Source organism: Thermostichus sp. MS-CIW-40, from assembly GCF_054058315.1.
In genome coordinates this window covers 26,293-32,920 of sequence record NZ_JBSSAC010000031.1, presented here as the reverse complement: position 1 = coordinate 32,920, position 6,628 = coordinate 26,293, and the positions used below count along the sequence as shown (strand labels likewise).

Below are 6,628 nucleotides of genomic sequence, written 5' to 3'. Positions count from 1 at the left end.
GAAGACTTCTTTACTACTGATCAATCCATCCTCCTTCCGAAGTTGGTTTGCTAAGTGCTGCTATTGTACCCCTTGAGCCCTTAACAGGCTGTATCACTATGGAAATAACTTGTAATCTTGACCGCAGCCGTAGCGCCAAGCCTCGCGGCGCCGCTTCCAGAAGTAGTCCTGGGGGTTGGTTTCCGGCTCCGGGCGATCTGTTAGCCTTTGCAGCAGCTCGTAGAGGCCAAGGGCGCCAAAGTGGCCCGCCCATGCCACCAGCTCCGGCAACCCCAACCGAGGCAAAAGTCTGGCTACCAAGCTGGGATCCCGACGCGTCACCCCCCACAGGGCCTGGGCCAAGCCGCCAAACTGCACCACATCCTGCAAAAAGGGCTGCACCACCTGAGGGCCAGCGGCAACCATGGCCGCAAACACCCTGCTCAACAGGCGGTTAATGCTATTGGGATCCCAACTTTTGTTCTGCAGAGGGGGAATCATGGCCTTCTGAAATAGCCAGGTCACGGCCAAGTTGGGCTGGTAGGGTTGCAGCAGGGCCAGGGCTGCCTGGTTCAACTGCCGTTGCGCCAGGGCCTCGTGGATCCCCTGCTGTAGGCGATCCAGGTGGCGCAACATGGCGCCAAAGCCGCCAAAGCTTAGAGGCGACTGGCTGCCACTGCTATCCCCCACCGCCAATAGGCGATCCCAGGGCAGTTGCAGCGGGCTGCGGCGGTAGGCGGGGAAAACGCCACATAGCTTGCGCACCCAGCGGATCTGGGCCAGCTCCACCCCCTGGTAGGCTGGCAGCAGCCGGCAGTAATCCCGCCAGAGCTGCTCTAGACTAGGCCGCCGGAGATCCCGGTCGCAGTAGGTAAAAAGATAGGTGGTGCGCCCATCGCGGGCGGGGAAGGCTTCCCAAAAGGGCTGGTAGCCATTCTGGGCCGGGGTAAAGCTGTAGAAGAGATCCCCGCTGGGTTGGTCGGGCAGCCCCTGGGCACAGGATCCCACCACCAGACAGACGCTATCTGGCGGCTGCCCTTGGCGAGCCTGGGCCGCGATGGGCGAGCGGTGCCCCATGGCATCCACCAGCAGTTGAGCACGGATCTGTCCCTTGGTGGTCTGGAGGCAGATCCCATCGGGGTGAACGGTGGCACTTTGAAAGGCAGTCTGCTCCCACACTTGGCCCCCCCAGGCCAGGAAATGCTGCTTGAGGAACTCCAGGAGGCTGACTGGATCCACGCCCACATTCAGCACTCCCTCCACCCACCAGTGGGGGCCCTCCCCAAAGCCAATCCGCCCCCTCGGGTAGTGGGTAACCTGGACTGCCTCCCACTCGGGCGGGGTAAGCAGCTCCAGCTCTAACAACACCTGCAGCTCCTGGTGTGAGGTGTTCCACTCCTGCTCCCGCCCCCGCAGGATCCCGCGCTCCAGCAGGATCGCCCGCCAGCCCCGCTTGGCCAAAGCCGCTGCCAAGAAGATCCCCAGGGTGCCACCGGCAATGACAACATCCACCTCCCAGCTGCCCAAGCTCTGGGAAGCCTGCTGCACGACTGTCGGCGGTAACTCCCTCCGCCTCTGCCGCAGGGATCCCCACCAGGCATCCGAGGCGGGCAAGGCTTCCGGCGGGGGGACAACTTCAGCCATCGGCAGGAGCATGACTCTAGTCAATAATAAGCTCAACTATACTGAAAATAATGTATAATATGTTCAGTACGGATTACTACCAGTTGATCTTTCTGTTTACTTTCGAGTCTGCCAACATGGTAGCCAAAGCAAAGCAGAAAATTGGTAGTAAGACGACACGGAAACTGCGCTTTGGGTATTCTACTCAAAGCTTTGCGGGATACCGCCATTCTGTTTGGACTCCGTCCCGCTAACGCGAATGGAAACAAACAGAATGCTATCGCTGCATAGTTGAACAGTGATGTTCAGCAGTGTTCAGCGTAAATGTATCAGGAACCCACAAGACCATCCTCTTCACCCTAAATCAAGCCCCGACTTTTGAGGCGACGGTGGAGCAAAAGCAGCGTATCCGCCTCGCCGACATTGCCCGGAAACAACACCACCGGCAGGTTGGGAAAGCGGGGATGATCGGACGGGGTGATCACCATCGAGATCCCTGGGTAAATTTGCCCCAGCAAACGCACTGCCGGCAAGTCGAGGCCAGTGCTGAGGGTGTCGTTGGAGGTGATGCCACCCTTGCTGATGAGGTAGCCAATTCCCGGCGGCAACCCCTGCACCACGCCCATCAACAACCGCGAAACCTTCTGTCCAAAAGCCAGGCGCCTTTCTACGGCGTCCTTTTCGAACGTCAGTTCCTCCCGGCTGGTGTAGACCACCGGCGTCAGACCCTGCTCATAGGCGCTGTGAACTTGGGCCAGGATCCCTGGCAGCAGCTCCGCGTCGGGATCCAATAGTCGCCTCACCTCCACCTCGATGCCTTGGGTTTCAGGCTCCTGCAGAAGGCGGGCCAACTGCTGGCTGGACTTTTGCACATGGGATCCCACAATCACCACCCCTGGCCGATCTGAGCGGACAAACCGCCCCATCTGCTCTGGCAGAACCGGCTGTGGCGGCAACTGGGCCAGAGCCGTCAAGAGGCTGGCGGCGCTGCGGAACAAAAAGCGCTTCCCCTGCTCTATAGCCGCCCAAACATCCTGGGCAAAGCGATCCAGATCCGCCTGGGTTTCTCCATCCACCACACAGCAGACATTCCCCTCCAGACTCAAAAGCCGCTCCAGACAGCCGGCGCGAATCTGCTCTAGGGTCAATCGCTCCACCTGCTCAGCCCGGATCCGCCCCTGGGTTTTCTCCTGCACATAGTCCGGCAAATAGCTGTGGTGGTAGCCAAACACCGCATCCCGAGCAAACTCCGTCTCATGCACCGGCACCCAGCGCTCCCCCACCCGTAGGTAGTGGACACTGTTGCGGGTGATGCGCCCTCCCTCAAAAAAGGCCGGCACCAGAAAATGGGCATCAAAAGGCCCCAGCTCTGCTGCCATCACATCCGTTTCCAGGGGGTAATGCCCCCGCAGCGTCGAGTCGGAGCGGCTGACGAAAATAGCCTGCTCACATCCCAGCTCCGCCATCACCTCCTTCAACGCCCCACATACCGACCGCGTCACCTCCGCTGCCTTCGCCGGGGGCAAAGCCCGAGTATTGGTGAGGATGAAGCGAATCGGCGAACGATCCTGCAACCCCAGCTTCAAGGTCTCCGGATCCCAGCGGGTGAGGAGCAAGCAACTGTGAACGGTTTGGGATCCGGTGGGATCATCGTCCAACACAACGATAGGGGGGAGAGCCATGAGACCGTCTCAATCGACAAAGCAACCCGAGAACTCCAGACAGACGAATCCCCCTCAAAGGGCAACCGCTATTTTCATCTTCCCCCAAGTTGGCCATCTTCCCTGCCCCTATTCCAGGCGAAGTTTGCCATGATTGAGATCAACTGGCTCTGTTGAATCCAAAACGACTGCAGACATTTCCCCCCTGCCCACATTCATGGGAGAAAGCCATGGGGCAAGCCGAGCTGCAACTTCACATCAAACGGGTACAGCAGGACGTGCTGCGCATGGGGGCGCTGGTGGAAAAGTCGGTGGTCTTGGCCCAGCAGGCCCTGTTTGAACAGAACTTGGCCGCCGCCGAACAGGTGATCGCCCAAGACAAGCAAATTGACCGTTTTTATCGTCAAATCGAGAAAGACTGTATTAATTTGATTGCCTTGCGCTCCCCGGTGGCGCGGGATCTGCGCTGGATCAGTACCCTGATGCAACTGGTACGCGATCTGGAGCGGATTGGCGACTACGCCAAAGATTTGGCCGAAGTGGCCCTGCGCTTGGTCATGTACCCGCCGCCCCCGGAGCTGGGTCGTATTCAGGTGATGATGCAGCGCTGCCAGAAAATGCTCAGCCACAGCCTGGTGGCCCTGACGGAATTGGATGCTGACCTGGGCCGACAACTGAAGCGGGAAGACGACGCCGTTGATGAAGATTACACTAACCTTTACAATACGTTGGCGCAGCAGTCTGACATTCGCGGATCGGTCGAGCCTATTCTATTGATGTTGCTGGCGATCCGTTACCTGGAGCGTCTGGCCGACCACAGCACCAACATCGGCCAGCGGGTTGCCTTCATTGTCACCGGCCAGCGTGACTAACGCCAACGGGTTGGGTCTTGCGATGTCTTAACCCCTCTTCTTCTCTTCTCTTTTGCCAATACCCAAAATGGACTTCTCTCGAATTTTTCAGCATTTTCTCTCTCAGCCTCCCGAGCAATTGACCGACAAAGATACTCTTCTTGCCCTCTTGCAGTCCCCCGACCCAGAAGCGCCGGAAATGCTGGAGATTGCCCTCGATGGCCTGGTGCGGGCCGGGTTTCTGGAACGACTAGGGGATCCACCCCGTTATCGGCGCAAGCCGGACGAATCTTTGGTGGTGGGGCGTTTGCGCTGTTCCAGCAAAGGCTTCTGCTTCGCCATTCGGGACGAGCCGGGGGTGGAGGATGTGTACATCCACAGCAGCAACCTCAGCGGCGCTTGGAATGGGGATCAGGTGTTGGCGCGGGTCACCAAAGATGGCAACCGTCGCCGCAGCCCTGAGGGAGAGGTGGTGGCCGTTGTGGAGCGGGCCAATTCTGCCCTGGTGGGTCGCCTCAAACAGACGGAACAGGGTTTTCGGGTGGTGCCCTTGGATGACCGGCTGCTGTTCGAGCTGGCCCTGACGGAGGGATCCCCTGTCGAGCTGGCAGAGGGGCGGGTGGCCTATGTGGAGGTGGATCGCTACCCGCTGGGGGATCTACCCCCAACCGGAACCATTCGCAAAATCTTGGGCGACGGCCCAGAAGCCTCCATCGATGCAGATTTGGTCTGTTGCAAGTACGACCTACCGCAGGAGTTTCCCGCCCCGGTGTTGGAGGCAGCAGCAGCTCTGCCCAAAAAGCTCAGCCGCTCTGACCAAAAGGGCCGCCGCGATCTGCGCGACTGGTTTTGCATCACTTTGGAGCCTTTGGATCTGCAGCATCCCCACGGCTTGGAACCCAACGTGGCTGTTTCCTTGCAGCGGCAAGAGAATGACCACTGGCTGCTGGGGATCCACATTGCCGACGTAGCCCACTGGCTGGATCCCGACCACCCCTTGGAACAAGAAGCTCAGCAGCGGACGGCCACCGTCTACCTCGATACGATGGTGCTGCCTCTCTTTCCGCCGGAGGTGCACAACCGCCTGGCTCTGTTGCCACAGCAGGAGCGCTTGGCCTATTCGCTGCTAGTGACCCTCGACCCAGAAGGGGTGGTACAAAACTTCGAGATTTACCCCAGCCTGGTGCAATCGCGGGCTCACCTGTCCTATGGTCAGGTGCAGGCTCTTTTGGCCACCACCGCCGACTTGGGCCCCGACGAAGAAGTGCCGGAGTTGATGGCCCTGCTGCAAAACCTGCTGCACCTTAGCCAGATCCTGCGGGCCAAACGTCACCAGGCGGGGGGATTTGACCTGCCCCTGTTGGATTTGCTCACTCCCCACTCTGCCGATGAAAGCGGCTACGGCCCCCTCTTGATCAGCGATCGCCTCGGCGCCCATGCCCTGATGACGGAAATTCTCCTGCTGGCCAACCAAATCCTGGGCCACCATTTGCGCCAGTTGGGGATCCCTTCTTTGGCCCGCGTGCAGCCTGCCCCTGCCGCCGAGGCCCTGCAGAGCTTTTTGCGCCTGGCCAATGCCATGAAGCTGGATCTGAATTTGCAAGATCCCGCTGTCGTAACCCTGGCGGACTGGCAGCGGATTTGTGCCCGCATCACCGCTCCCGATGTGTTGGCCTCTGGCGCGAGCCCGGCCTTGGTGGCGCAGATGCTGGCCACCTTGCCCCCGGTCGAGTATCGTCTCCAGCCTCTGGAAGAACACCTGGGCCATTTTGGGTTGGGCCTCAAAGAACCCTACGCCACCTTTACGGCCCCCTTGCGCCGCTATGCCGACTTGCTCAATTTGCGTGCTCTGCACCTGGCCCTGAGCAAAGGACGCGATCGCCGCAGCCCTCGCTCCAAAACCGTGGTGGATCTGCACGGCCCCAGCGGCTACGGCCAAATCGACTGGCAGGTGTTGCCGCCCAAGGTGCAGGAGGAATGGCAGGCGTTTCTCCAGGCGCAACTGCCCAAAATTCAGGAGGGGTACCGGATCCGGCAGCAGGCGGAGCGGGAGCTGATGGGCCTGAAGCGCTCTGAGTTCATGCAAAAGCACCTGGGAGAGGTGTTCCCCGGCCTAATCATCGGTGTCCAGAACTACGGCTTTTTTGTCCAGGTGGATCCCATCTTGGCGGAAGGCTTGGTGCGGGTCAGCACCCTGAAAAACGATTGGTACGAGTACCGCAGCCGTCAGCAGGCGCTGGTGGGACGCAAGAGTCGGCGCCAGTTTCGCCTGGGGGATCGGGTGGAGGTGCAGATTAAGAACGTGGATTACTACCGCCAACAAATTGACCTGGCGGTAATCGGGGAAGGCCGTCCCTACGAAGAAGAAGAATAAGGCGGGGATCCCTCCATGGATCGCAGCTGGAGAGGACGGTTGTTGCGAACTCTGGCTCTGGCAAAATAGGCGATACCTAGATCAGGAAGATCCTACCGGAGCTTCCGGCACCCAGCTCTACTGCCCCGAAAGAGTCCAGG

4 protein-coding genes are annotated in these 6,628 nt (G+C 59.8%); 2 read left to right on the top strand and 2 right to left on the bottom strand.

Annotated elements, in window-relative coordinates:
- Nucleotides 1-96 precede the first annotated feature (96 nt).
- On the bottom strand, nt 97-1,623 hold the full coding sequence (locus ACVWXF_RS10130; RefSeq protein WP_457474316.1) for an NAD(P)/FAD-dependent oxidoreductase: 1,527 nt from the start codon (nt 1,621-1,623) through the stop codon (nt 97-99).
- Nucleotides 1,624-1,961: 338 nt separating this feature from the next.
- Nucleotides 1,962-3,284: a four-carbon acid sugar kinase family protein gene (locus tag ACVWXF_RS10125; RefSeq protein ID WP_457474315.1), complete on the bottom strand. Its 1,323-nt coding sequence runs from the start codon at nt 3,282-3,284 to the stop codon at nt 1,962-1,964.
- Nucleotides 3,285-3,493: 209 nt separating this feature from the next.
- Between ACVWXF_RS10125 and phoU the strand changes: the two genes are divergently transcribed.
- Nucleotides 3,494-4,135, top strand: a complete 642-nt coding sequence (gene phoU / locus ACVWXF_RS10120) for a phosphate signaling complex protein PhoU (RefSeq protein WP_414357802.1) — start codon at nt 3,494-3,496, stop codon at nt 4,133-4,135.
- Nucleotides 4,136-4,202: 67 nt separating this feature from the next.
- Entirely contained in the window at nt 4,203-6,488 is a 2,286-nt protein-coding gene (locus ACVWXF_RS10115; protein ID WP_457474314.1) for a ribonuclease R family protein, read from the top strand.
- Nucleotides 6,489-6,628: the final 140 nt, after the last annotated feature.